Raw genomic sequence first — 23,904 nt, 5'->3', positions numbered from 1 at the left:
CAATACACTCGATAACTAGATGATTTTAAAAATATTCATTAGATGAATTCGCCCCGTGAAAGGGGCGAATGTTTCAGGACATCAGCGGTAAAAGCTGCTGATAAATCTGGCGGAAAGTTTCCCTACGAGGTGCGTAACGCGCAAAGCGTTCGGCATCCGGAAGATGAGCCTGTTCCAGCGGGAGCTGCGGGAGCAGATCGGAAAACGCGACATTTCGATGCAGCGCCAGCTGCGCCAGCCGCGCCGCGCCAAGCGCCGGTCCGACATCGCCGCCGGTGCGGAAATCAAGCTGCTGGCCGCTTATATCCGCCAGCATTTGCCGCCAGTAGGCGCTGCGCGCGCCGCCGCCAATCAGCGTGACGCTCTCCGGTTTGACGCCGCAGGCGTGAACCACATCCATGCCGTCCGCCAGAGCATAACCGACTCCCTCCAGCACCGCCCGCGCCAGCTCCGCCGGACCGTGTTGATGAGTCAGGCCGAAAAAGACGCCTTTCGCCTGCGGATTGTTGTGCGGCGTGCGTTCACCCGAGAGATAAGGCAAGAACCAGACCGGATCGGCATCGTCGTTCGCCGCTTCCGCTGCCGCAATCAGCGCCGGAACCGTGCCCAGGCCAGTTAATGTCGCCGCCCAATCAAGGCAGGAAGCCGCGCTCAGCATGACCGACATCAGATGCCAGCGTCCAGGCAACGCGTGGCAGAAGCTGTGAACGGCGCTTTCCGGTTTGCTAAGAAAGCCGTCGCTGACGGCAAAGTAGACGCCCGAGGTCCCCAGCGACAGCATCGCCTGGCCCGCATCCGCCATACCTACGCCAACCGCTCCCGCCGCGTTGTCGCCGCCGCCGGCCACCACCAATACTTCCGGCATATTCCACGCTTGCGCGACGGCCGGACGCAGCGAGCCCGTCACTTCGCATCCTTCGAAAAGCGCTGGCATGTTATCGCGGCTCAACCCACAGGCGGCGAGCATTTCATCGCTCCAGTCGCGGCGCGCCACGTCCATCCACATCGTTCCGGCGGCATCGGACATATCGCTGGCAAACTCACCGGTCATACGCAAACGTAAATAATCTTTTGGCAGCAGAACCTTATCGACTTGCCTAAAAATCTCAGGCTCGTGACGTTGCACCCACAACAGCTTCGGCGCGGTAAATCCCGGCATCATCAGATTACCGGTGATCTGTCGCGAACGGCTGACTTCCTCCTCCAGCAGCGCACACTCCTCGCCGCAGCGGCCATCATTCCACAAGATCGCCGGGCGCAAGACGCGCTGTTGCTTATCGAGCAGCGTCGCGCCGTGCATCTGACCCGCAATGCCCAACGCTTTAACCGCGCGCAAAGAGTGCTGCGCGCCCAACGCTTTCATCGCGCGGTCCGTCGCCAGCCACCAGTGCTCAGGATCTTGTTCAGACCATAAAGGGTGCGGACGCGACACGTTGAGCTTTTCGGTGTGCGAAGCCACGACCTCGCCCTGCTCGTTGAGCAGAATGGCCTTAACGCCCGAGGTGCCGAGATCAATCCCGATATACATACAGCCTCTCCTTACTAACGGGAATAAAGCATCGGTTAAACCAATGCCCGGACCCGCCGGGCATTTTCGCCATCATCAGCGATCAAAGAGGTAGCGGTTAACCACGTTTTCAAGCAGTTCCTGATGGCCGCTCTGGTGCTGCGGCGCCAGGTTATGCTGAGTGGCATACTGGGCGATGTCCGCCAGGTTCATCTGGCCTTTGAGGATCTGCTGACCCAGCTCGCCGTTCCAGCCGGCATAGCGTTTGGCAACGCGTTTATCCAGCTCGCCGCCTTCAATCATACGGGCAGCGACTTTCAGCGCCAGCGCCATGGTGTCCATCGCACCGATGTGGCCGTAGAACAGGTCGTATTTGTCGGTGCTCTGACGACGCACTTTAGCATCAAAGTTCAGGCCGCCGGTGGTGAAGCCGCCCGCTTTAAGGATTTCGTACATCACAAGCGCGTTCTCTTCAACGCTGTTCGGGAACTGGTCAGTATCCCAGCCCAGCTGCGGGTCGCCGCGGTTAGCGTCAACGGAACCAAACAGGCCGAGGGCGATGGCGGTAGCAATTTCGTGGTGGAACGTGTGGCCGGCCAGCGTCGCGTGGTTCGCTTCGATATTCAGCTTGATCTCTTTTTCCAGGCCGAACTGTTTCAGGAAGCCGTAGACGGTAGACGCGTCGTAATCGTACTGATGCTTGGTGGGCTCCTGCGGTTTCGGTTCAATCAGCAGCGTACCCTGGAAGCCGATTTTATGTTTATGCTCCACGACCAGCTGCATGAAGCGGCCAATCTGCTCGCGTTCCTGACGCAGGTCGGTGTTCAGCAGGGTTTCATAGCCTTCGCGACCGCCCCACAGGACGTAGTTTTCACCGCCCAGTTTGTGGGTCGCATCCATCGCGGTCACCACCTGGGTCGCCGCCCAGCTGAACACTTCCGGATCCGGATTGGTTGCCGCACCGGCGCCGTAACGCGGGTTCGTAAAGCAGTTTGCCGTGCCCCACAGCAGCTTGACGCCGCTTTGCTGCTGTTTTTCCGCAAGCACATCAACCATTTGTGCGAAGTTATTGGCATACTCTTTCAGCGATGCCCCTTCAGGAGAAACGTCGACGTCGTGGAAGCAGTAGTACGGTACGTTCAGTTTATGGAAAAACTCAAAAGCGACATCGGCTTTACGTTTCGCCATTTCCATTGCTTCACCCGGCTGCTGCCACGGGCGGTTAAAGGAGCCCACGCCGAACATATCGGCACCGTTCCAGCAGAAGGTGTGCCAGTAGCAGGCCGCAAAGCGTAAATGGTCTTCCATCCGTTTGCCCAGCACCAGCTCATCCGGGTTGTAATGACGGAAAGCCAGTGGGTTAGCGGATTTCGGGCCTTCATAACAAACGCGATCGAGCTGGTCAAAATAGGTCTGCATAATGAACTCCATATTCAGGGATGCGGCGAGTAATAAGTCATAAGCCAATATAGAATTCTCTTTTTAGTTTCCTCAATTACGTTATTTCACACCGTGATTGAGAGAATCCACAAACGTGCGCCAGGTCGCAAAAATAATACGTCAGCGGCCCCATTCCGCCGCTTCCGCCACGAAAGATCAATGAAATACGGTGAGAACTAATTATTAAAGTACGATCGCGGTCATAAATTAACAAATAAACAAAATTTCATAACGGCAAAATAAGCATAGATAATTGCCAGCGTTCCTTTCCGCGTTAAAAATCTGCTACGTATCAGGCCGTTTATTTTTATCGTTCGTCTTATCCTGCACTTTACAAAAAAGGTGTTATTATTATGAAGATAAAGAACCTTTGCCTAACGCTCTGCGCTTCACTCATCCTCACCAGCCTGTCGGGCATTGCTAAAGAAGTTAAAATTGGCATGGCGATTGACGACTTGCGTCTTGAACGCTGGCAAAAAGATCGCGATATTTTTGTCAACAAAGCAGAATCATTAGGTGCAAAAGTATTCGTCCAGTCAGCCAATGGCAACGAAGAAACGCAAATGTCGCAAATCGAAAATATGATCAACCGTGGCGTCGACGTTCTGGTGATTATTCCCTATAACGGCCAGGTGCTGAGCAATGTCATAAAAGAGGCGAAACAGGAGGGAATTAAAGTTCTCGCCTACGATCGTCTTATCAATAACGCCGACATTGATTTTTATATTTCATTTAATAATGAAAAAGTGGGTGAAATGCAGGCGCAAAGTCTGGTCGATAAAGTGCCTCAGGGTAACTATTTCTTGATGGGCGGCTCGCCGGTGGACAATAACGCCAAGCTTTTCCGTGCCGGACAAATGAAAGTCCTCAAGCCTTATGTTGATGAAGGGAAAATTAAAATCGTCGGCGATCAGTGGGTCGACGGATGGTTACCGGAAAATGCGTTGAAAATTATGGAAAACGCCCTGACCGCCAACAACAATAAAATTGATGCGGTCGTCGCCTCCAACGACGCCACCGCTGGAGGCGCCATCCAGGCATTAAGCGCCCAGGGACTCGCAGGCAAAGTCGCCATATCAGGACAGGATGCCGACCTCGCCGGCGTGAAGCGCATTATCGCCGGCACCCAAACGATGACCGTCTATAAACCTATCACCACCCTTGCCACCACCGCGGCTGAAATCGCCGTCGAACTAGGCAACGACAAGCAGCCGCAGGCCGATTCCACGCTCAACAATGGGCTGAAAGATGTCCCGTCACGGCTGCTGACCCCCATTGAGGTCAATAAAGACAACATTGATCAGACGGTGATCAAAGACGGTTTCCACAAAAAAAGCGAGCTGTAATCTCTGACGCCCTCTCCCGGGGGCGTTGCCCCATTCAGCCGGATATCGCTTATGTGGAGTCTCTATGTCCTGGTTACTCGAAATGAAAAACATTACTAAAACCTTCGGTACGGTGAAGGCGATTGATAATGTCAGTCTGCGGCTTAACGCCGGAGAAGTGGTCTCGCTGTGCGGCGAAAACGGCTCCGGTAAGTCCACGCTCATGAAGGTCCTTTGCGGAATATATCCGCACGGTAGCTATGAGGGAGAGATTATTTTTTCCGGGGAAACGTTGCGGCCGGGCCATATACGCGATACCGAGCGCAAAGGGATTGCCATCATTCATCAGGAGCTGGCGCTGGTAAAACATCTGACCGTTCTGGAGAATATTTTTCTCGGCGCGGAAATCTCCCGCCACGGTCTGCTGGATTATGAAACCATGACTTTGCGCTGCGAGAAGCTGCTGGCCCAGGTCAATTTAGCCATATCACCCGACACCCGCGTCGGCGATTTAGGCCTTGGTCAGCAGCAGTTGGTTGAAATAGCAAAAGCGCTGAACAAGCAGGTGCGGTTGTTAATTCTCGACGAACCCACCGCCTCATTAACGGAACAAGAGACGGCAATTCTGCTGAATATTATTCGCGATCTGCAAAATCACGGTATTGCCTGCATTTACATTTCCCACAAGCTCAATGAAGTCAAAGCCATCTCCGACACCATCTGCGTGATCCGCGATGGGCAGCATATTGGCACCCGCAACGCTGACGGCATGAGCGAAGATGACATTATCACCATGATGGTCGGCCGCGAGCTTACCGCCCTCTACCCGAGCGAAGCCCACAGCTGCGGCGAGGAAATCCTGCGGGTGGAGAACCTGACGGCCTGGCACCCGGTGAATCGCCACATTAAGCGCGTCAATGACGTCTCCTTCTCGCTACGGCGCGGCGAAATTCTGGGGATCGCCGGGCTGGTCGGCGCGGGCCGTACCGAAGCGGTGCAGTGCCTGTTCGGCGTCTGGCCGGGCCGCTGGCAAGGAAAAATCTTTATTGATGGCCAGCAGGTGACGATTCACAGCTGCCAGCAGGCTATTGCCCAGGGCATCGCCATGGTACCGGAAGACAGAAAGAAAGACGGTATTGTGCCGGTCATGGCGGTGGGTAAAAACATCACCCTCGCCGCGTTAAACCAGTTTACCGGTCCGCTGAGCAGTCTTGACGATGCCGGAGAGCAGCACTGTATTCAGCAATCCATCCAGCGTTTGAAGATCAAAACCTCATCGCCGGAGCTGGCGATCGGTCGTCTGAGCGGCGGCAATCAGCAAAAGGCGATCCTCGCCCGCTGCCTGCTACTGAACCCGCGCATTCTGATACTCGATGAGCCTACCCGCGGCATCGACATCGGCGCCAAGTATGAAATCTACAAGCTGATTAATCAGCTGGTGCAGCAGGGGATCGCCGTCATTGTCATTTCATCCGAGCTGCCCGAAGTGCTTGGCCTAAGCGACCGGGTGCTGGTGATGCATGAGGGTAAGCTGAAGGCTAATTTGATCAACCAGGGTCTGACCCAGGAACAGGTAATGGAAGCCGCACTGAGGAGCGAACGCCATGTCGAAGAACACGTCGTCTGAAATGAAACTCACCCCGCCTACTGCCGGCGCGCTGTCAGGGCTGAAGGGGATGAACCTCCAGGTATTCGTGATGATCGCCGCCATCGTGGCCATTATGCTGTTTTTCACCTGGACTACCGAAGGCGCTTATCTGAGCGCGCGTAATATCTCCAACCTGCTGCGCCAGACCGCTATCACCGGCATTCTCGCGGTCGGCATGGTGTTTGTGATTATTTCCGCCGAGATCGACCTCTCCGTGGGCTCAATGATGGGCCTGCTCGGCGGCGCGGCGGCAATCTTTGACGTCTGGCTCGGTTGGCCGCTACCGCTGACAATTGTGGTTACCCTCGTCCTGGGTCTGCTGCTGGGGGCCTGGAACGGTTGGTGGGTTGCCTATCGTAAGGTCCCCTCGTTTATCGTGACGCTCGCCGGGATGCTGGCATTTCGCGGTATTCTGATAGGCATCACCAACGGCACCACCGTCTCTCCCACCAGCCCGGCGATGTCGCAAATCGGCCAGAGCTATCTACCTGATGGTATTGGCTTTGGCATCGGCGTGCTGGGTATGGCGGCATTTATTATCTGGCAGTGGCGCGGCCGTATGCGACGCCAGGCTCTGGGCCTCTCCACGCCCGCCTCCGCCTCAACCGTTGGCCGTCAGACGATCACCGCCGTTATCGTGCTGGGCGCCATCTGGTTGTTAAACGACTATCGCGGCGTCCCGACGCCGGTACTGATCCTCGCCGCGCTGCTGCTGGCGGGCATGTTTATGGCCACCCGTACCGCGTTTGGGCGCCGCATCTACGCCATCGGCGGCAACCTGGAGGCCGCGCGTTTATCCGGTATCAGCGTGGAGCGCACCAAGCTGGCGGTGTTCGCCATTAACGGCCTGATGGTGGCGATCGCCGGGTTGATTCTCAGCTCGCGCCTGGGCGCCGGTTCCCCTTCCGCCGGCAACATCGCCGAACTGGACGCCATCGCCGCCTGCGTGATCGGCGGTACCAGCCTGGCCGGCGGCATTGGCAGCGTCGCGGGCGCAGTCATGGGCGCTTTCATCATGTCCGCGCTGGATAACGGCATGAGCATGATGGACGTCGCCACCTTCTGGCAGTACATCGTCAAAGGGGTCATTTTATTGCTCGCGGTGTGGATGGATTCAGCCACTAAACGTCGGAACTGAGGACAGTGAAAAAAAATGCCCGAATTATTTGCGCTACAGCCAAACTTAGGCACAAGTAACTTGAAATAATCCGGGCATTGGCCGGTATTGTATGGCCTGCAAGAGAGACCAGGAACAACACTATGTTTGAAAAGCGTCACCGTATTACGCTGTTATTCAACGCCAACAAGGCCTATGACCGTCAGGTCGTTGAGGGCGTTGGCGAGTATCTTCAGGCATCGCAATTGGAATGGGATATCTTCATTGAGGAAGATTTTCGGGCGCGGATTGAAAACATCAAGGAGTGGTTAGGCGACGGCGTCATTGCTGATTATGACGATCCGGAAATTGAAAATCTGCTGATCGACGTCAATGTGCCGATTGTCGGCGTTGGCGGCTCCTTTCACCGGCCGGAATGCTATCCGCCGGTTCACTATATCGCCACCGACAACGCCGCGCTGGTCGAGAGCGCCTTTCTACACCTCAAAGAAAAAGGCATCAACCGCTTCGCCTTTTACGGCCTGCCCGCTTCCAGCTGTAAGGGCTGGGCCGCCGAGCGCGAACACGCGTTTTGCCAGCTGGTCGCCAGAGAGAAATATCGCGGCGTGGTCTATCAGGGTCTAGAGACGGCGCCCGAAAACTGGCAGCATGCGCAAAACCGCCTCGCCGACTGGCTGCAAACCCTGCCGCCGCAAACCGGCATCATCGCCGTTACCGACGCCCGCGCCCGCCACGTATTACAGGCCTGCGAGCGCCTGCATATTCCGGTACCGGAAAAGCTGTGCGTTATCGGCATAGATAACGAAGAGCTGACCCGCTACTTGTCGCGCGTGGCGCTCTCCTCCGTTGCGCAGGGCACCCGTCAGATGGGCTACCAGGCGGCAAAGCTGCTGCATCGCCTGCTGGAGAATGAAGAGCTGCCGCTTCAGCGTCAGCTTATCCCACCGATGCGCGTGGTAGAACGCCGCTCCACCGACTACCGTTCGCTCACCGACCCCTCGGTTATCCAGGCGATGCACTATATTCGTAACCACGCCTGTAAAGGGATAAAAGTGGAGCAGGTGCTGGACGCCGTGGGCATTTCCCGCTCGAACCTGGAAAAGCGCTTCAAAGAGGAAGTCGGCGAAACCATTCATACGGTGATCCACAGCGAAAAACTGGAAAAAGCGCGCAGCCTGCTGGTATCGACCACCCTTTCGATTAACGAAATCTCACAGATGTGCGGCTATCCCTCGCTGCAGTATTTCTACTCGGTGTTTAAGAAAGAGTACGACGTGACGCCGAAGGAGTACCGCGACCGGCACAGCGAAGTGATGATGTAGCGCGCAAAGAAAAATGCCCGGGCTTACGCGCCGGGCATTAATAATGTCATGGATAATCCATTACATATGCGCGGCTATCAACCGCTGGTTATCCTGATACATCGCGAAGAGATAGTTGTTATAGCTCGACCCTTTGGTCGAATAGCCCTTCAGCTTATGAATCATCGTGCTGGCGGTCACTTCCTGATCGGCTTTACGCAGCTGCGCACGCGATTTACGGAATGACGAGTAGGCCGGATGCGTATTCAGATTTCGGACATAGGCCTGAACGGACTCTTCCACCGAATCAAATTGGGAGTAGCCCTTCACCGCGCCGCGGCAGTTTCCACCGCCACACTTCATACCAAACAGATTGTTGTTCACCCGCGCCAGCTTTGACGTTCCCCAGCCGCTTTCCGCCGCTGCCATGGTGGCAACCATGCTATTCGGGATAATGTCGACGCGCTCAAGCAACGAGTTCCATGGAATATGGCGAGTATTGCCGGACCACTTCACTTTATAGCGAGAGGCGATCTCTTTCAGTCGAGTACGCTCACTTGGCGACCAGCGCGCATCGTACTGCTTTGAAACAAGCCAGTTACGATCGGCGGTAATCACCTGATTCTGTTTCGTAATATAAGGCATTACCGTCCGGAGAAACGCTTTTTTCCTTGGTGTCCCGGAAGGGTATTTTCGCAAATCAGGAAGTGAACTGCTCTTTACACTATTGCGAGAATACTCTTGTTTACTGCTTACCTTGCTTACTTTAACGGTACTTTGCTTCTTAACGATTGGGGCTTTATGACTCGTTGTTGCTGTGTGTGTTGTTGCCAGCACACTACCTGAAAATATGCAGGTAAGTAACATGAGTATCGCGGCCCCATATCGTCGAATGGGAGTCGATATCATTAGGTCTCCTGGTCGGATGCAATCATTCCAACGCCTTGTTTTTCACAAAAAATCGATAGTTGAATCGCGAATAGTATCAAAAATACCCAGATGACGCACCCACAGAAATAGTCCAATTCCGAAAAGCTGTCATCTGAAATCGGTTTCCGCATCCTGACAACAGTACAAAAATGCGACTACCTTCTCATTTTTTGCTCATTTTTTGAACGCGATCACTCACCCTTTTCCATCCTCCCTGGAAAAGCGCCGCTGGGATGAGTTCATGGGACTGCCGGACGCGCAAACTGAACAAAAAACCGCACACAGGACTCCGGAATGAAACTCGCTGCGCTTGCGTCGCTGCTGTTGCCTGGGATGGCCTTCGCCGCCTGGACTACCGCAGATTTCCCCGCCTTTACCGAAGAAGGCACCGGCAGATTTATCAGTCAAAACGAGGTAGCAAAGGGTACGCGCCCTCTGCGGATTACGTTTGACCAACAGTGCTGGCAGCCTGCCGGCGCGATCAAGCTCAACCAGATGCTCTCTATGGAGCCTTGCCGCGATCCGGCGCCGCAGTGGCGCGTATTCCGCGATGGCCGCTATACACTGGAAGTCGATACCCGTTCAGGTACGCCAACCCTGATGGTCTCTCTGGAGGAGAAGCAGACCGCCGCCGCCGCGCCGCAGATGAAACAGTGTCCGAAATGGGATGGCAAGCCGCTCACCATTGACGTCAGCAAATCCTTCGCCGAAGGCAGTCAAGTTCGCGATTTCTACAGCGGCAATATCGCGACCGTCAGCGGCGGTAAAATTACCCTCCAGCCGGCATTCAACAGCAATGGTCTGCTGCTGCTTGAACGCGCGGAAACGGAAGCCGCCGCGCCGTTCAACTGGCATAACGCCACCGTCTATTTCGTCCTGACCGATCGCTTTGTCAACGGCAACCCGGCCAACGACAATAGCTATGGCCGCCACAAAGACGGCATGCAGGAAATTGGCACCTTCCACGGCGGCGACCTGCAGGGCCTGACCAGCAAACTGGATTACCTCCAGCAGCTCGGCGTCAACGCCCTTTGGATCAGCTCGCCGCTGGAACAAATCCACGGCTGGGTCGGCGGCGGTACGAAAGGCGATTTCCCGCACTACGCCTATCACGGCTATTACATCCAGGACTGGACGAAGCTGGATGCTAATATGGGGACGGAAGACGATCTGCGTCGCCTCGTCGATGAAGCCCACAAGCGCGGGATCCGCATTCTGTTCGACGTGGTGATGAACCATACCGGCTACGCGACCCTAGCCGATATGCAGGAGTTTCAGTTCGGCTCGCTGTACATCCAGGGAGATGAACTGAAAAAGACCTTCGGAGAGCGCTGGACCGACTGGAAGCCCCGCGCGGGCCAAAGCTGGCACAGCTTTAACGATTACATCAACTTCAGCGACAAAGCCGGATGGGAGAAATGGTGGGGTAAAAAATGGATCCGCACCGATATCGGCGACTACGACAACCCCGGCTTTGACGACCTGACCATGTCGCTGGCCTTCCTGCCGGATCTGAAAACCGAATCCACGGAGCCATCCGGCCTGCCGAACTTCTATCGCCATAAGCCGGATACCGCGGCCAAAGCGATCCCCGGCTATACGCCGCGCGATTATCTGACCCACTGGCTGAGCCAATGGGTGCGCGATTACGGTATCGACGGCTTCCGCGTCGATACCGCCAAGCACGTCGAGCAGGCCGCCTGGCTGCAATTAAAAACTCAGGCCACTGAAGCGCTGGCGGAATGGAAAAAAGCCAATCCGGACAAAGCGCTGGATAACGCGCCGTTCTGGATGACCGGCGAAGCCTGGGGCCACGGCGTGATGCAGAGCGACTACTATCGCCACGGCTTTGACGCCATGCTGAACTTTGATTACCAGGATCAGGCGGCGAAAGCGACAAGCTGCCTGGCGAACATAGACCTCACCTGGCAACATATGGCGGAGAAGCTTCAGGATTTCAATGTATTAAGCTACCTCTCCTCACACGATACCAGCCTGTTCCGAGAAGGCGGCAGCACGGCGGCGGAACTGCTGCTGCTCGCGCCTGGCGCAGTGCAGATCTTCTACGGCGATGAATCCTCACGACCGTTCGGTCCGACCGGCTCCGATCCGCTTCAGGGGACGCGTTCAGATATGAACTGGCAGGACGTCAACGGCAAAGCCGCGCGCAGCGTGACCCACTGGGAGAAACTGGGCCAGTTCCGCGCCCGTCACCCGGCGATTGGCATGGGTAAACAAACCACGCTATCGATGGCGAAAGGCTACGGCTTTATTCGCGAGAACGGCGATGACAAAGTGATGGTGGTATGGGCAGGTCAGCAGTAGCTTTCTGCCCCATGGCTCCCCTGGCGTTCGGGGGAGCCTTTTCAGGATAAACATCCAAAAATATTTTCTCTCACAGCATAAAAACAAAATATCTTCCTGATACCTCGATTTGCACCCTGTCTGCACTGGCGTTATGGTTACCCACTTTCCTGGAATACCGACAGACTAATCGCGATGACATTTTCACTTTTTGGCGACAAATTTACCCGTCATTCGGGCATCACCCGCTTGATGGAAGACCTCAATGACGGCCTGCGTACGCCGGGCGCCATCATGCTGGGCGGCGGCAATCCCGCACAGATTCCGGAAATGAATGATTACTTCCATAGCCTGCTGGCCGACATGCTGAACAGCGGCAAAGCCCTTGATGCGCTTTGTAATTATGACGGTCCGCAGGGTAAAAGCGAGCTGCTGGCCCTGCTGGCGCAGATGCTGCGTGATGAACTGGGTTGGGAGATCGAACCACAGAATATTGCACTGACAAACGGCAGTCAGAGCGCGTTTTTCTACTTGTTTAACCTCTTCGCAGGCCGTCGTGCGGATGGAACCACCCGTAAAGTGCTGTTTCCGTTAACGCCCGAGTACATCGGCTACGCCGATTCCGGCCTCGAAGAAGATCTGTTTGTCGCCACTCGCCCGAATATTGAGCTGCTGCCGGAAGGCCAGTTTAAATACCACGTGGATTTCGAACATTTGCAGGTCACGGACGAGACGGGAATGATCTGCGTTTCCCGCCCCACCAACCCAACGGGTAACGTGATCACCGACGATGAGCTGATCAAGCTGGATGCGCTGGCCAACCAGCACGGCATCCCGTTGGTGATTGATAACGCCTACGGCGTTCCGTTCCCGGGGATTATTTTCAGCGACGCCAGGCCGCTGTGGAATCCGAATATCGTGCTGTGCATGAGCCTCTCCAAGCTGGGCCTGCCGGGTAGCCGCTGCGGGATTATCATCGCAAACGAAAAAATCATCACCGCCATCAGCAATATGAACGGCATTATCAGCCTCGCCCCCGGTGGAATGGGGCCGGCTATGATGTGCGAGATGATTAAGCGCAACGATCTTCTGCGCCTGTCAGAAACGGTGATTAAGCCTTTCTATTACCAGCGCGTGCTGGAGACTATCGCCATTATTCGCCGCTATTTATCGGAAGATCGCTGCCTGATTCATAAGCCGGAAGGGGCGATATTCCTCTGGCTGTGGTTTAAGGATCTGCCGATTTCTACCGAGTTGCTGTACCAGCGCCTGAAAAAGCGCGGCGTCCTGATGGTGCCGGGCGACTACTTCTTCCCGGGCCTGGATAAGCCGTGGCCGCACACGCATCAGTGCATGCGCATGAACTACGTGCCGGACCCGGCGAAGATTGAAGCGGGCGTGAAGATTCTCGCCGAAGAGGTTGAACGCGCATGGGGTGAACAGGGCGCGTAAACGGGCGCCAGAATCCTGAATAATCCAGATATATTCCCGGCTCGCGCTGCGCTCAGCCGGGCTACAGGCTTCCAGCGATCTGCGGACAGGTAGCCCGGACAAGGCGCGCAAGCGCCGCCTCCGGGAACACACCGTAAGAAGGCGTCATCGCTACATCGCCAGCGCCATCCGCTGGCGACGTTCAGCGGCTATTCTCTCCAGCTCCATCGGCTCCATGCAGCGCAGCGCCTGGGTCGGGCACGCCGCCACGCAGGCCGGGCCTTCTTCGCGATGGCTGCATAAATCGCACTTCAGCGCCTGTACGCCCTCCTCCACCCGCATCACGGTCATCGCGCCATAGGGACACGCCACCATACAGCTTTTGCATCCGATACAGCGGCGCTGATCCACGTGCCAGACCGCGTTTTCGCGGCGGATTGCGCCCTCGGGGCAGACGTTGGCGCAGGGCGCATCTTCGCACTGGCGGCACAGCGTCGCCGTCGAGAGTTCATCATTTTTCACCACGCGGATCCGCGGCGCAAAGCGCGCGGCGGAGACGCCAGAACAGTCCTGGTCCTGCTGATGGGACACCACGCAGGCGACTTCACAGGTACGGCAGCCGATGCACTTTTGCGCATCCGCGAGAATAAACCGGTTCATCCTTGCTCCATTGGGGATAAAAACGCAGAGTGCCAGAAAAAACCGCTTCCGCGCCTTGATCCTGAATGGAGTCAGCGGCGTTTTCTCTCAGATGCCCGGGATAATCTGGTCATCTGCCTTACCCTTCCCGCACGGAAAAGCCCAGTTCGCGGGAAATCGCCTCTGCCGTATCGCGCAGCGGCTTGAGTAAATTTTTCTCTCCCACCTGCTTGAGGCGCGATGTTGATAGAGAGATAGAAATGGCATAAGGCACGCGCCCATGGATATCGAAAACGGGAACAGCCAGGCACGATACGCCCAGCTCGTTCTCTTCCCTGTCCATCGCCATGTTTCGCTCGCGGATCTGCGCCAGCTCTAGATTCATGGCGGGTAACGTGGTGATGGTATTACGGGTGAGCTGCTGGATGATGTCCTGGTGCGTGTCCCAATAAGTCTCAACATAATCAGGGTGACCAAACGCCATGTAGATCTTCCCCATCGCCGAACAGTACAGCGGCATATGCTGACCAATATAAGCGCGCGTACGCAGCATGCCGGTGGTCGGCTCCAGCTTATAAATCAGGATGGCGTGGTCATCTTCACGGCTGGAGAAGTTCACCGTCTCGCCGGTGGCAAGATTGAGCGCCTCAAGATGCGGCGCCGCGACGTGGATAATATTCAGCGACGACAAAGCCTTTTGGCCAACGGCGATAAATTTTGTCGTCAGACGATAGCTCCCCGCCGCCGGGGCAGGCGTCACGTACCCGCAGGACTGCAGCCCCTGTAATAAGCGATGAACGGTACTTTTGTTCAATCCCGCCAATTCCGACAGGTGCGCCAACGGGCAGCCGTTCGGATAGTTACTCAAAATTTCTATCAACGTCAGGCCACGAAACAGGCTCTGACTTCCTGCTGGTTTCTCTTTTTCATCGTTCAGGTTCATCAGAAATACCCCTCCTTTTCCTGGCACTCAGATGGTAGCTCAAAGTGTGTTGTAGTTCACGATCTCAACATAAAAAGCATAAAATTTTGATTTTAATGATTTTTAAAAAAGTTACATATCGTTGCCTTGTTAATTTTTGATCTATATATTTGGAATCAGGTTTCGCATTGTGAAATTTAGAGATAAAAAAACATACCATCATTTTTAAGAATCGACCAGGGGAGCTGGGATGAAAGTAACTTTCGCAGAGTTAAAAGAGGCCTTCTATCGTGTGCTACGGTCACGAAATATCACGGAAGAAACGGCGGACGAGTGCGCTGAAATGTTCGCCAGAACAACCGAGTCCGGGGTCTATTCCCATGGTGTTAACCGTTTTCCGCGTTTCATCCAACAGTTAGATAACGGCGACATTATCCCTGAAGCTAAACCGCAGCGGGTGACCAGCCTCGGCGCCATCGAACAATGGGATGCCCAACGCTCCATCGGCAACCTGACGGCGAAAAAGATGATGGATCGGGCCATTGAGCTGGCCTCCGGGCACGGTATCGGTTTGATCGCACTACGTAATGCCAATCACTGGATGCGCGGCGGCAGCTACGGCTGGCAGGCGGCGGAAAAAGGCTATATCGGCATTTGCTGGACCAACTCCATCGCCGTGATGCCACCCTGGGGCGCTAAAGAGTGCCGCATCGGTACCAACCCGCTGATCGTCGCCATTCCGTCGACGCCGATCACCATGGTGGATATGTCGATGTCGATGTTCTCCTACGGTATGCTGGAAGTTAACCGCCTTGCCGGCCGCGAACTGCCCGTGGATGGTGGATTCGACGATGAGGGTCATCTGACCAAAGAGCCTGGCGTAATCGAAAAAAATCGCCGCATTTTGCCAATGGGCTACTGGAAAGGCTCCGGTCTGTCCATCGTGCTGGATATGATAGCCACTCTGCTTTCTAACGGTTCCTCCGTTGCTGAAGTCACCCAGGAAAACAGCGATGAATATGGCGTTTCGCAGATCTTCATCGCCATTGAAGTGGATAAGCTGATCGACGGCGCAACCCGTGATGCCAAACTGCAGCGGATTATGGATTTCGTCACCACCGCTGAACGGGCAGATGAAAACGTGGCCATTCGTCTGCCTGGTCATGAATTTACGAAACTGCTGGATGAAAATCGTCGTAACGGCATCACCATTGACGATAGCGTCTGGGCTAAAATTCAAGCGTTGTAGGGAGTTAAAATATGATCTTTGGTCATATCGCGCAGCCGAATCCATGTCATCTGCCAGACGCGATTGAGAAAGCGCTTCATTTTTTACGCACCACAGACTTTCGCACGCACGAACCCGGCGTCGTGGAGATTGATGGTAAAAATATTTACGCGCAGATCATCGATTTAACCACCCGCGATGCCGCTGACAATCGTCCCGAGGTGCATCGCCGCTATCTGGATATTCAATTTTTGGCGTCGGGTGAAGAGAAAATCGGTATTGCTATTGATACCGGCAATAATGAAATAAACGAAGCCTTATTAGAACAGCGTGATATTATTTTTTACCACGATAGTGAGCATGAGTCGTTCATTGAAATGATACCGGGAAGTTACGCGATTTTTTTCCCGCAGGATGTTCATCGGCCAGGTTGTAATAAAAATATCGCTACGCCAATCAGGAAAATAGTCGTTAAAGTTGCAATAGCGGCTTTATAGAAAATTATTTTCAGGAGCACACTATGAATTCGAATAATACCGGTTACATTATCGGTGCGTACCCCTGTGCCCCCTCATTTCACCAAAAGAGTGAAGAGGAAGAGACGGAATTCTGGCGACAGCTCTCCGATACCCCAAACATTCGTGGGCTGGAGCAGCCTTGCCTTGAACATCTGCATCCACTCGGCGACGAGTGGTTATTGCGCCATACGCCGGGAAATTGGCAAATCGTTGTCACCGCCATTATGGAGACCATGCGCCGCCGCGGTGAAAACGGCGGCTTTGGGCTGGCGTCCAGCGACGAAGAGCAGCGCAAAGCCTGCGTGGAGTACTATCGCCACCTGCAGCAGAAGATCGCTAAAATCAATGGCAATAACGACGGAAAGGTCATTGCCCTTGAGCTTCACGCCGCCCCGCTGGCGGGCAATGCCAACGTGGCTCAGGCGACCGACGCCTTTGCCCGTTCATTAAAAGAAATTACCCGCTGGGACTGGTCCTGCGAGCTGGTGCTCGAACACTGCGACGCAATGAATGGCCCCGCACCGCGCAAAGGATTCTTACCGTTAGAAAACGTGCTGGAAACCATTGCTGACTATGACATCAGCATCTGCATTAACTGGGCGCGTTCCGCCATTGAAGGGCAGAATAGTCGTTTGCCACTAACCCACGTGCATCAGGCCAAACGGGCAGGAAAGCTCGGTGCGCTGATGTTCTCCGGCACGACGCAGAGCGGAGAGTACGGCGCGTGGCAAGATCTCCATGCTCCATTCTCCCCTTTCTGCTCGCAAAGCCTGATGACCGAGAAACATGCCAGGGAGCTCATTACCGCCGCCGATCCCGATCCGCTGCGGTTTACCGGGATTAAATTGCTGGAAATCAATGCCAGCGCCGATATTAATCACCGCATTAGTATATTACGTGACGGTATTAATACTCTGGCGAAAGCCACCCAGCGGTTGACCTGACTCAAGTATTAAAATCTTAATTTACGACGAACAATTCGTTTTTGTACCGGACCTAATATACACCAGGCATAAGAAGTTAAGTTCCAATATTCAGCGCAAAAAATATAAGTTCCACAACCTGATGGAGTCGTTATGAAGCGGGTACTTGAGGGCATACTTGCGGTATTAATTGCCGTACTTTCCTGCATTGTATTTATTAATGTGGTTTTACGTTATGGTTTTGAGAGCAGTATTTTATCAGTGGATGAATTATCTCGTTATCTCTTTGTATGGCTGACATTTATCGGTGCCATCGTTGCATTTATGGATAACGCTCACGTTCAGGTCACCTTTGTAGTGGAAAAACTCTCACCAGCGAATCAACGCCGTCTCTCGCTACTGACACATTCGCTGATTTTATTGTTATGCATCGCACTAGGCTGGGGCAGTTTGCAAAAAGCGATGCAGGACTGGAGCGATCACTCGCCAATCCTCGGTTTACCGATTGGCCTGATGTATATCGCTTGTCTGCCCACAAGCGTTGCCATCGCATTAATCGAACTGCGTCGGCTGTATCGCTTAATAACGCGTAACGATTCCTTTCAACAACCACAGCAAGGAGCCTAATCATGGCCGTGGTGATATTTCTCTGCTGCCTGCTCGGCGGGATCGCGATTGGTTTACCCATCGCCTGGTCGTTACTACTTTGCGGCGCTGCTCTGATGACATACCTGGATATGTTTGACGTGCAGATTATGGCGCAGACTCTGGTTAACGGGGCAGACAGTTTCTCCCTGCTGGCGATTCCTTTTTTTGTTCTGGCCGGGGAAATCATGAACGCGGGCGGCCTGTCAAAGCGAATCGTCGATCTGCCAATGAAGCTGGTCGGCCATAAACCCGGCGGCCTGGGCTACGTAGGCGTTATTGCAGCCATGATCATGGCCAGTCTTTCTGGCTCTGCGGTGGCGGATACCGCCGCGGTTGCCGCGCTGCTCGTGCCGATGATGCGTTCGGCAAACTATCCGATCAACCGCTCCGTTGGGTTAATCGCTTCCGGCGGGATCATTGCACCCATTATTCCACCCTCAATTCCTTTTATTATCTTTGGCGTTTCCAGCGGTCTGTCTATCAGCAAGCTGTTCATGGCTGGCATCGCACCGGGAATCATGATGGGCGCGGCGCTTATGCTCACATGGTGGTGGCAAGCCGGGCGATTAAATCTTCCCTCCCAGCCCAAAGCAACAACGCGTGAAATCTGGCAATCATTAGTTTCAGGCATCTGGGCGCTGTTTTTACCGGTGATTATCATCGGCGGCTTCCGTTCCGGGCTCTTCACGCCAACAGAAGCTGGGGCAGTTGCCGCGTTTTACGCCCTCTTTGTCGCCGTCGTTATCTATCGGGAATTAACGTTTTCCAGTCTTTACCACGTGCTGGTCAATGCTGCCAAAACAACCTCTGTCGTCATGTTTCTGGTCGCCGCGGCACAAGTATCCGCCTGGCTGATTACTATCGCGGAATTGCCAATGATGGTGTCAGATTTGCTGCAGCCGCTGGTCGACTCTCCGCGACTCTTATTTATCGTCATTATGATTTCAATTATGGTCGTGGGTATGGTGATGGATTTAACGCCAACGGTGTTAATTCTTACCCCCGTATTATTACCGCTGGTTAAAGAAGCAGGCATTGACCCTATTTATTTCGGAGTCATGTTCATTATTAACTGCTCTATAGGGTTAATCACACCGCCGGTCGGTAACGTTCTTAACGTGATATCCGGCGTAGCAAAATTAAAGTTTGATGACGCGGTGAGAGGCGTATTCCCGTACGTTGCTGTCCTGATGTCGCTGCTGGTTCTATTTATTTTTATTCCCGAGCTAATTACCACACCGCTTAAATGGATTAATTAAAGGATAATATTATGAAATTACATGTTATTGCTCGTTCATTATTCATAGCTGGCCTGACAGTTTTCAGCATGTCGTCTCTGGCGGCGCAGTCTTTACGTTTTGGTTATGAAACACCGCAAACTGACTCCCAACATATTGCTGCGAAAAAATTTAACGAATTATTAAAAGAAAAAACCAATGGCGAATTGGCCTTAAAACTTTTTCCTGACAGCACATTAGGTAACGCACAGGCGATGATCAGCGGGGTGCGTGGCGGAACCATTGATATGGAAATGTCCGGTTCAAACAATTTCACCGGCCTGGCCCCGGTATTCAACTTACTTGATGTTCCATTCCTGTTTCGCGATACCCCACATGCGCATAAAACGCTCGACGGTAAAGTCGGCGATGAACTGAAAAAATCACTCGAGTCAAAAGGGCTAAAAGTTCTCGCGTACTGGGAAAATGGCTGGCGTGACGTTACTAACTCCCGTACGCCGGTAAAAAACCCTGCCGATCTAAAAGGGTTAAAAATTCGTACCAATAACAGCCCAATGAATATCGCGGCTTTTAAAATCTTTGGTGCGAATCCGATTCCGATGCCGTTCTCCGAAGTCTATACCGGGCTGGAAACCCGCACGATTGATGCCCAGGAACATCCTATTAATGTCGTCTGGTCGGCCAAATTCTATGAAGTACAAAAGTACCTTTCTCTGACTCACCACGCTTATTCTCCTTTGCTGTTGGTGATCAATAAAACCAAATTCGATTCTTTAAGCCCGCAGTTTCAGGAAGCGCTGCTAAGTTCCGCCAAAGAAGCCGGCGAATATCAGCGCAAACTGGTCGCCGAAGATCAGCAAAAAATCATCGACGGCATGAAGCAAGCCGGAGTGGAAGTTCTGACCGATATCGATCGTAAAACCTTTAGCGATGTGCTCGGTAACCAGGTACGCGATATGTTCCTGAAAGACAGCCCTCAGGGCGCAGATCTCCTGAAAGCCGTTGATGAGGTGCAATAAGTTATGAGCGATTACTGGCTGGGGTTAGACTGCGGCGGAAGCTGGCTGAAAGCCGGATTGTATGACCGTGAAGGCCGGGAGGCAGGCGTAGAGCGCCTGCCGCTGCGCACGCTCAGTCCACAGCCGGGTAGAGCAGAGCGCGACATGTATGCGTTATGGCAACAGTGTGCTGCGGTTATCGCCACATTGCTCTCACGTACCGGCATCGACAATACCCGCATCCGCGGTGTAGGCATCTCAGCTCAAGGCAAGGGGCTGTTTTTACTAGATAAAAATGACAAACCGCTGGGAGCGGCAATCCTCTCATCCGATAGGCGCGCGATGGGCATCATCCATCAATGGCAGCAGGATGGTATTCCGGAACAACTCTACCCCATTACCCGACAAACGTTATGGACCGGCCATCCGGTCTCCCTTTTACGCTGGATGAAAGACAATGAACCTCAGCGCTATGCGCAGATAGGCTGCGTCATGATGACGCATGACTATCTGCGCTGGTGCTTAACCGGCGTGAAAGGCTGTGAGGAGAGCAACATCTCCGAGTCAAACCTTTACAACATGGCCGCGGGCCAGTACGACCCGCGCCTGACCGAGTGGCTGGGCATCGGTGAAATCGATAACGCGCTGCCACCCGTTGTAGGGTCAGCCGAAATTTGCGGGGAGATCACCGCTCAGGCAGCCGCTTTAACCGGTCTGGCGGCGGGTACTCCCGTCGTTGGCGGCCTGTTTGACGTGGTCTCCACCGCCCTTTGCGCCGGGATTGAGGATGAATCGGCCCTCAATGCGGTAATGGGAACCTGGGCCGTCACCAGCGGGATCGCCAACGGTTTGCGCGAGCACGAAGCCCATCCTTATGTCTATGGCCGCTACGTCAATGACGGCCAGTATATCGTTCACGAAGCCAGCCCGACCTCGTCCGGCAACCTCGAATGGTTTACCGCCCAGTGGGGCGATCTCTCGTTTGCTGAGATCAATCAGGCCGTAGCCAGCCTGCCGAAAGCCGGTAGCGAGCTGTTTTTTCTGCCGTTTCTCTACGGCAGCAACGCCGGGCTGGAGATGACCTGCGGCTTTTACGGCATGCAGGCGCTGCATACCCGCACCCACCTGCTGCAGGCGGTTTATGAAGGCGTGGTATTCAGCCATATGACCCATCTCAACCGTATGCGCGAACGCTTTACAAGCGTTCAGGCCCTGCGCGTCACCGGCGGCCCGGCGCACTCCGACGTCTGGATGCAAATGCTGGCGGACGTCACCGGCTTACGCGTTGAACTGCCGCAGGTGGAAGAGACCGGCTGCTATGGCGCGGCCCTCGCCGCTCGCGTCGGCACTGGCGTATACCGCAGCTTTAGCGAAGCCCGGCACGCCCGGCAGCACCCGGTGCGCACGCTGCTGCCCGATATGACCGCCCACGCGCGCTATCAGCGCAAATACCGCCACTACCTGCATTTGATTGAAGCACTACAGGGCTATCACGCCCGTATTAAGGAGCACGCATTATGAGCCGACCATTACTGCAGCTGGCGCTCGACCACACCAGCCTTCAGGCTGCGCAGCGCGATGTCGCCCTGCTACAGGATCACGTTGATATTGTGGAGGCGGGAACCATCCTCTGCTTAACCGAAGGGCTTAGCGCGGTTAAAGCCCTGCGCGCCCAGTGTCCGCAGAAGATCATCGTCGCCGACTGGAAAGTCGCCGACGCCGGTGAAACCCTGGCGCAGCAGGCCTTTCGCGCTGGCGCCAACTGGATGACCATCATCTGCGCCGCGCCGCTCGCCACGGTCGAGAAAGGCCACGCCGTGGCCCAGGCCTGCGGCGGTGAGATTCAGATGGAGCTGTTCGGCAACTGGACGCTGGATGACGCCCGCGCCTGGTACCGTACCGGCGTCCATCAGGCGATTTACCATCGCGGACGCGATGCCCAGGCCAGCGGGCAGCAGTGGGGGGAGGCGGATCTGGCGCGCATGCAAGCGCTCTCCGACATCGGCCTTGAGCTATCGATCACCGGCGGCATTACCCCGGCGGATCTGCCGCTGTTCAAAGATATCAACGTCAAAGCCTTTATTGCCGGGCGTGCGCTGGCAGGCGCCGCCCATCCGGCGCGGGTTGCCGCCGAATTCCACGCGCAAATCGACGCTATCTGGGGAGAACAGCATGCGTAGCCACCCGTTAGGTATTTATGAAAAAGCGCTGGCGAAGGATCTCAGCTGGCCTGAGCGGCTGGTGCTGGCCAAAAGCTGCGGTTTTGATTTTGTCGAAATGTCGGTGGACGAGACCGACGAACGCCTTTCGCGCCTGGAGTGGACCCCGGGCCAGCGGGCATCGCTGGTGAGCGCAATGCTGGAAACCGGCGTCGCCATCCCCTCAATGTGCCTGTCCGCCCATCGCCGTTTCCCCTTTGGCAGCCGCGATGAAGCGGTACGCGATCGGGCGCGGGAGATCATGACCAAAGCCATCCGCCTGGCGCGCGATCTGGGGATCCGCACCATCCAGTTGGCGGGTTACGACGTTTATTACGAAGAGCACGATGAAGGCACCCGGCAGCGTTTTGCCGAAGGGCTGGCCTGGGCGGTAGAACAGGCCGCTGCCGCGCAGGTAATGCTGGCGGTGGAGATCATGGACACCGCCTTTATGAACTCCATCAGCAAATGGAAAAAGTGGGACGAGATGCTTTCGTCACCGTGGTTTACCGTCTACCCGGACGTCGGCAACCTCAGCGCCTGGGGAAACGACGTCACCGCCGAGCTGAAGCTGGGCATCGATCGTATCGCCGCCATCCACCTGAAAGATACGCTGCCCGTGACCGACGATAGCCCCGGACAGTTCCGCGACGTGCCGTTCGGCGAAGGATGCGTCGATTTTGTCGGCATTTTTAAGACGCTGCGCGAGCTGAACTACCGCGGTTCATTTTTGATTGAGATGTGGACGGAGAAAGCCAGCGAGCCGGTGCTGGAGATTATCCAGGCCCGGCGCTGGATTGAATCACGGATGCAGGAAGGGGGATTCACATGTTAGAACAACTGAAAGCCGAGGTACTGGCGGCAAACCTGGCGCTCCCGGCGCACGAACTGGTCACCTTTACCTGGGGCAACGTCAGCGCGGTCGATGAAACGCGCAAGCTGATGGTCATTAAGCCCTCCGGCGTCGAGTATGAGGAGATGACCGCCGACGATATGGTGGTCATAGAGATCGCCAGCGGTAGAGTCGTTGAAGGCGCTAAAAAACCCTCTTCGGATACGCCAACACATCTGGCGCTTTATCGTCGCTATCCGCAGATAGGCGGGATCGTGCATACCCACTCCCGCCACGCGACGATCTGGTCGCAGGCCGGGCTCGATCTCCCCGCCTGGGGTACCACCCACGCCGACTACTTCTATGGCGCGATCCCCTGTACCAGACGGATGACCGTTGAGGAGATTAACGGCGAGTATGAGTATCAGACCGGCGAGGTGATTATCAAAACCTTTGAACAGCGCGGCCTGGATCCGACGCAAATCCCGGCGGTATTGGTCCATTCGCACGGCCCGTTTGCCTGGGGTAAAGATGCGGCCGACGCCGTACATAACGCCGTGGTGCTGGAGGAGTGTGCCTATATGGGTCTCTTCTCGCGCCAGCTGTCGCCACAGCTGCCGGATATGCAGTCTGAACTGCTCGATAAACACTATCTGCGTAAACACGGCGCAAACGCCTATTACGGACAAAACTAACACCTCGGGACTCCCCGGATCGCGGCTAACGCCTTATCAGGGCTACCGGCGGTCTGCGGTCC

The 23,904-nt window shown here is 55.0% G+C and carries 21 protein-coding genes; 16 read left to right on the top strand and 5 right to left on the bottom strand.

Going from position 1 to position 23,904, the window contains the following annotated elements:
- Positions 1-73: 73 nt before the first annotated feature.
- Positions 74-1,528, bottom strand: coding sequence for a xylulokinase (gene xylB / locus K7H21_RS00970; protein ID WP_004126469.1), 1,455 nt, complete (start codon positions 1,526-1,528; stop codon positions 74-76).
- Between the two features lie 75 nt (positions 1,529-1,603).
- Positions 1,604-2,926, bottom strand: coding sequence for a xylose isomerase (gene xylA / locus K7H21_RS00965; RefSeq protein WP_223035515.1), 1,323 nt, complete (start codon positions 2,924-2,926; stop codon positions 1,604-1,606).
- Positions 2,927-3,300: 374 nt separating this feature from the next.
- Here xylA and xylF point away from each other — a divergent pair, with 374 nt between their 5' ends.
- From xylF to xylR, 4 genes are all read left to right on the top strand, one after another.
- Positions 3,301-4,293 carry a D-xylose ABC transporter substrate-binding protein gene (xylF, locus tag K7H21_RS00960; RefSeq protein WP_223035514.1) on the top strand — a complete coding sequence of 331 codons (993 nt, stop codon included), beginning with the start codon at positions 3,301-3,303 and terminating at the stop codon, positions 4,291-4,293.
- A gap of 64 nt (positions 4,294-4,357) precedes the next feature.
- On the top strand, positions 4,358-5,899 hold the full coding sequence (locus K7H21_RS00955) for a xylose ABC transporter ATP-binding protein (RefSeq protein WP_004126478.1): 1,542 nt from the start codon (positions 4,358-4,360) through the stop codon (positions 5,897-5,899).
- The gene (xylH, locus tag K7H21_RS00950) at positions 5,877-7,058 is read left to right on the top strand and encodes a xylose ABC transporter permease XylH (protein ID WP_049113636.1); all 1,182 of its coding nucleotides are present in this window, start codon (positions 5,877-5,879) and stop codon (positions 7,056-7,058) included. The genes K7H21_RS00955 and xylH overlap by 23 nt, the downstream gene beginning before the upstream one ends.
- A gap of 122 nt (positions 7,059-7,180) precedes the next feature.
- The gene (gene xylR, locus K7H21_RS00945) at positions 7,181-8,359 is read left to right on the top strand and encodes a D-xylose utilization transcriptional activator XylR (RefSeq protein ID WP_004126484.1); all 1,179 of its coding nucleotides are present in this window, start codon (positions 7,181-7,183) and stop codon (positions 8,357-8,359) included.
- A 60-nt stretch (positions 8,360-8,419) separates the two neighbouring features.
- On the opposite strand, the gene K7H21_RS00940 is transcribed toward xylR, so the two are convergent.
- The gene (locus tag K7H21_RS00940; RefSeq protein ID WP_071988248.1) at positions 8,420-9,247 is read right to left on the bottom strand and encodes a protein bax; all 828 of its coding nucleotides are present in this window, start codon (positions 9,245-9,247) and stop codon (positions 8,420-8,422) included.
- 315 nt (positions 9,248-9,562) lie between these two features.
- On the opposite strand from K7H21_RS00940, the gene K7H21_RS00935 reads away from it, so the two are divergent.
- Positions 9,563-11,593 carry an alpha-amylase gene (locus tag K7H21_RS00935; protein WP_004126487.1) on the top strand — a complete coding sequence of 677 codons (2,031 nt, stop codon included), beginning with the start codon at positions 9,563-9,565 and terminating at the stop codon, positions 11,591-11,593.
- A gap of 174 nt (positions 11,594-11,767) precedes the next feature.
- Positions 11,768-13,024, top strand: coding sequence for a valine--pyruvate transaminase (avtA, locus tag K7H21_RS00930; protein WP_223035513.1), 1,257 nt, complete (start codon positions 11,768-11,770; stop codon positions 13,022-13,024).
- A gap of 150 nt (positions 13,025-13,174) precedes the next feature.
- Here the strand turns inward: avtA and K7H21_RS00925 are convergent, their stop codons facing one another.
- Both K7H21_RS00925 and yiaJ read right to left on the bottom strand, forming a co-directional pair.
- Positions 13,175-13,663, bottom strand: a complete 489-nt coding sequence (locus K7H21_RS00925) for a 4Fe-4S binding protein (protein ID WP_004126493.1) — start codon at positions 13,661-13,663, stop codon at positions 13,175-13,177.
- A 118-nt stretch (positions 13,664-13,781) separates the two neighbouring features.
- The gene (gene yiaJ / locus K7H21_RS00920; RefSeq protein ID WP_004126495.1) at positions 13,782-14,585 is read right to left on the bottom strand and encodes an IclR family transcriptional regulator YiaJ; all 804 of its coding nucleotides are present in this window, start codon (positions 14,583-14,585) and stop codon (positions 13,782-13,784) included.
- 229 nt (positions 14,586-14,814) lie between these two features.
- Here yiaJ and yiaK point away from each other — a divergent pair, with 229 nt between their 5' ends.
- From yiaK to araD, 10 genes are all read left to right on the top strand, one after another.
- Positions 14,815-15,813: a 3-dehydro-L-gulonate 2-dehydrogenase gene (yiaK, locus tag K7H21_RS00915; RefSeq protein ID WP_049113629.1), complete on the top strand. Its 999-nt coding sequence runs from the start codon at positions 14,815-14,817 to the stop codon at positions 15,811-15,813.
- Positions 15,814-15,824: 11 nt separating this feature from the next.
- Positions 15,825-16,289, top strand: a complete 465-nt coding sequence (locus tag K7H21_RS00910; protein ID WP_004126501.1) for a YhcH/YjgK/YiaL family protein — start codon at positions 15,825-15,827, stop codon at positions 16,287-16,289.
- Between the two features lie 23 nt (positions 16,290-16,312).
- On the top strand, positions 16,313-17,254 hold the full coding sequence (locus K7H21_RS00905) for a DUF4862 family protein (RefSeq protein ID WP_142468079.1): 942 nt from the start codon (positions 16,313-16,315) through the stop codon (positions 17,252-17,254).
- A 132-nt stretch (positions 17,255-17,386) separates the two neighbouring features.
- Entirely contained in the window at positions 17,387-17,860 is a 474-nt protein-coding gene (gene yiaM, locus K7H21_RS00900; protein WP_004126507.1) for a 2,3-diketo-L-gulonate TRAP transporter small permease YiaM, read from the top strand.
- A 2-nt stretch (positions 17,861-17,862) separates the two neighbouring features.
- A complete protein-coding gene (yiaN, locus tag K7H21_RS00895; protein ID WP_004126509.1) occupies positions 17,863-19,140 on the top strand; it encodes a 2,3-diketo-L-gulonate TRAP transporter large permease YiaN in 1,278 nt (425 codons plus the stop codon).
- 11 nt (positions 19,141-19,151) lie between these two features.
- Positions 19,152-20,138, top strand: coding sequence for a 2,3-diketo-L-gulonate TRAP transporter substrate-binding protein YiaO (gene yiaO, locus K7H21_RS00890; RefSeq protein ID WP_223035512.1), 987 nt, complete (start codon positions 19,152-19,154; stop codon positions 20,136-20,138).
- A gap of 3 nt (positions 20,139-20,141) precedes the next feature.
- A complete protein-coding gene (locus K7H21_RS00885; RefSeq protein WP_223035511.1) occupies positions 20,142-21,638 on the top strand; it encodes an FGGY-family carbohydrate kinase in 1,497 nt (498 codons plus the stop codon).
- Positions 21,635-22,297, top strand: coding sequence for a 3-keto-L-gulonate-6-phosphate decarboxylase UlaD (gene ulaD / locus K7H21_RS00880; RefSeq protein WP_049113623.1), 663 nt, complete (start codon positions 21,635-21,637; stop codon positions 22,295-22,297). The genes K7H21_RS00885 and ulaD overlap by 4 nt, the downstream gene beginning before the upstream one ends.
- The gene (locus tag K7H21_RS00875; RefSeq protein ID WP_004126521.1) at positions 22,290-23,150 is read left to right on the top strand and encodes an L-ribulose-5-phosphate 3-epimerase; all 861 of its coding nucleotides are present in this window, start codon (positions 22,290-22,292) and stop codon (positions 23,148-23,150) included. The genes ulaD and K7H21_RS00875 overlap by 8 nt, the downstream gene beginning before the upstream one ends.
- A complete protein-coding gene (araD, locus tag K7H21_RS00870; protein ID WP_142445859.1) occupies positions 23,144-23,842 on the top strand; it encodes an L-ribulose-5-phosphate 4-epimerase in 699 nt (232 codons plus the stop codon). Before K7H21_RS00875 ends, araD begins: the two co-directional genes overlap by 7 nt.
- The last annotated feature ends 62 nt before the right edge of the window (positions 23,843-23,904 follow it).

The organism is Klebsiella sp. CTHL.F3a, from assembly GCF_019890895.1.
GTDB classification, from domain to species: domain Bacteria; phylum Pseudomonadota; class Gammaproteobacteria; order Enterobacterales; family Enterobacteriaceae; genus Klebsiella; species Klebsiella grimontii.
This window is presented reverse-complemented; position numbering and strand designations above follow the sequence as displayed.

Coding starts and splice junctions, on each gene's coding strand:
- yiaK (WP_049113629.1), top strand. CDS start 14,815: ATGAAAGTAACTTTCGCAGAGTTAAAAGAGGCCTTCTATCGTGTGCTA.
- xylA (WP_223035515.1), bottom strand. CDS start 2,926: ATGCAGACCTATTTTGACCAGCTCGATCGCGTTTGTTATGAAGGCCCG.
- yiaO (WP_223035512.1), top strand. CDS start 19,152: ATGAAATTACATGTTATTGCTCGTTCATTATTCATAGCTGGCCTGACA.
- xylR (WP_004126484.1), top strand. CDS start 7,181: ATGTTTGAAAAGCGTCACCGTATTACGCTGTTATTCAACGCCAACAAG.
- avtA (WP_223035513.1), top strand. CDS start 11,768: ATGACATTTTCACTTTTTGGCGACAAATTTACCCGTCATTCGGGCATC.
- K7H21_RS00875 (WP_004126521.1), top strand. CDS start 22,290: ATGCGTAGCCACCCGTTAGGTATTTATGAAAAAGCGCTGGCGAAGGAT.
- K7H21_RS00935 (WP_004126487.1), top strand. CDS start 9,563: ATGAAACTCGCTGCGCTTGCGTCGCTGCTGTTGCCTGGGATGGCCTTC.
- yiaJ (WP_004126495.1), bottom strand. CDS start 14,585: ATGAACCTGAACGATGAAAAAGAGAAACCAGCAGGAAGTCAGAGCCTG.
- K7H21_RS00910 (WP_004126501.1), top strand. CDS start 15,825: ATGATCTTTGGTCATATCGCGCAGCCGAATCCATGTCATCTGCCAGAC.
- araD (WP_142445859.1), top strand. CDS start 23,144: ATGTTAGAACAACTGAAAGCCGAGGTACTGGCGGCAAACCTGGCGCTC.
- xylF (WP_223035514.1), top strand. CDS start 3,301: ATGAAGATAAAGAACCTTTGCCTAACGCTCTGCGCTTCACTCATCCTC.
- ulaD (WP_049113623.1), top strand. CDS start 21,635: ATGAGCCGACCATTACTGCAGCTGGCGCTCGACCACACCAGCCTTCAG.
- xylB (WP_004126469.1), bottom strand. CDS start 1,528: ATGTATATCGGGATTGATCTCGGCACCTCGGGCGTTAAGGCCATTCTG.
- K7H21_RS00905 (WP_142468079.1), top strand. CDS start 16,313: ATGAATTCGAATAATACCGGTTACATTATCGGTGCGTACCCCTGTGCC.
- xylH (WP_049113636.1), top strand. CDS start 5,877: ATGTCGAAGAACACGTCGTCTGAAATGAAACTCACCCCGCCTACTGCC.
- K7H21_RS00955 (WP_004126478.1), top strand. CDS start 4,358: ATGTCCTGGTTACTCGAAATGAAAAACATTACTAAAACCTTCGGTACG.
- K7H21_RS00940 (WP_071988248.1), bottom strand. CDS start 9,247: ATGATATCGACTCCCATTCGACGATATGGGGCCGCGATACTCATGTTA.
- K7H21_RS00925 (WP_004126493.1), bottom strand. CDS start 13,663: ATGAACCGGTTTATTCTCGCGGATGCGCAAAAGTGCATCGGCTGCCGT.
- K7H21_RS00885 (WP_223035511.1), top strand. CDS start 20,142: ATGAGCGATTACTGGCTGGGGTTAGACTGCGGCGGAAGCTGGCTGAAA.
- yiaM (WP_004126507.1), top strand. CDS start 17,387: ATGAAGCGGGTACTTGAGGGCATACTTGCGGTATTAATTGCCGTACTT.
- yiaN (WP_004126509.1), top strand. CDS start 17,863: ATGGCCGTGGTGATATTTCTCTGCTGCCTGCTCGGCGGGATCGCGATT.